The following is a 1,163-nucleotide window of genomic DNA, read 5'->3' on the forward strand; positions in this document are numbered from 1 at the left end:
GCGAAACACCGCATGGCGCAGAGCATTGTCCGCCGTGCGGTTGGCGTAATGGATATGGGCTGAAAACAGCGGCTTCACCCAATGCATCTCGCGCATGATTTCGCGCGGCGCGCCTTCGGGCGCCATGGCGCCTGATGTGAGCGGCTCCAGCCGGGCCAGAAGATCGGCCGCAGTCTCGGCGTCGAAGCCGGTGCCGACCTTGCCGCGATAGTGAAGCTCGCCGTCCTCGAATTCGGCAAGGCCAAGCGCCGCCAGCCCCTCGGCTGCATCCGAAACCGTGTAGCCGGCGATGACGAAATCGCCGGTTTCCAGCGCCTTGGTCTTGGTCCAGCTCTTCGTGCGGCCGCTCTGGTAGGCCGCGGTTGCGCGCTTGGAGACGACGCCTTCCAGGCCAAGCTCCGAGGCCTGGTCGTAAAGCCCCTGCCCGTCGCCGCCCACGTGATCGCTGTACTGGATCGCGGAGTTGGCGCGCAGGCCGGCGAGCAGTTCGGCCAGCAGCGCCTTGCGCCTTTCCAGCGGCGCCTTGCGCAAATCCCAGCCGTCGAGATGCAGGAGATCGAAGGCGTAGAAATGCAGCTTGCTGCCGGCGCCCTCCGCCAGCGCGTCCTGCAGAAGCGCGAAGCGGGAAATGCCCTTGCCGTCGAGCACGACGATCTCGCCGTCGATGATGGCCTCCCGGCACGGCAGCTTGGCGAAGGCATGCGGCAGATCGCCATAACGCTTGGGCCAGTCGATGCCGCCGCGGGTGATCAGCCTGACCTCGCCACCTGTCAGATGCGCCATGGTGCGGTAGCCGTCGAACTTGATCTCGTGCAGCCAGGACTCGCCGGTGCGGTCGCGAGGATCGTCACCGCCCGGCGGTTTCGGCACCTGTGTCGCCAGTTGCGGCTCTATGCGGGCGGCGGGCGAGGTCTTGACCGCGCCGGACAAGGCGCCGGGCTTCAGCGTACCGGGCCTTGGCGCAGCCTTGGCCGGCGGCGGCGCCACCAGCTCCTCGATACGGCGGCCGGATTTCACGCTCTCCGGCCGCTCTTCGAGGATGTCGAGCGTGGGATTGGAAGCGAGATCGCGCTCCTTGAACAGAAGCCAATTCTTCTTGCCCTCCTCTTCGCCGGGCTTCGGCTTCAGCCTGGTCAACATCCAGCCGCCATTGAGCTTTTTCC

Annotated in this window: 1 protein-coding gene; it reads right to left on the reverse strand. The window is 66.5% G+C overall.

All coding sequences use genetic code 11. The annotated features are described in order from the left end of the window. Positions 1-1,163, reverse strand: a 1,163-nt coding sequence (ligD, locus tag FJ980_RS33070; RefSeq protein ID WP_210243786.1) for a non-homologous end-joining DNA ligase, incomplete at both ends; no start/stop codon positions are given.

It is taken from the genome of Mesorhizobium sp. B1-1-5 (assembly GCF_006443065.1).
Taxonomy (GTDB): Bacteria; Pseudomonadota; Alphaproteobacteria; order Rhizobiales; family Rhizobiaceae; genus Mesorhizobium.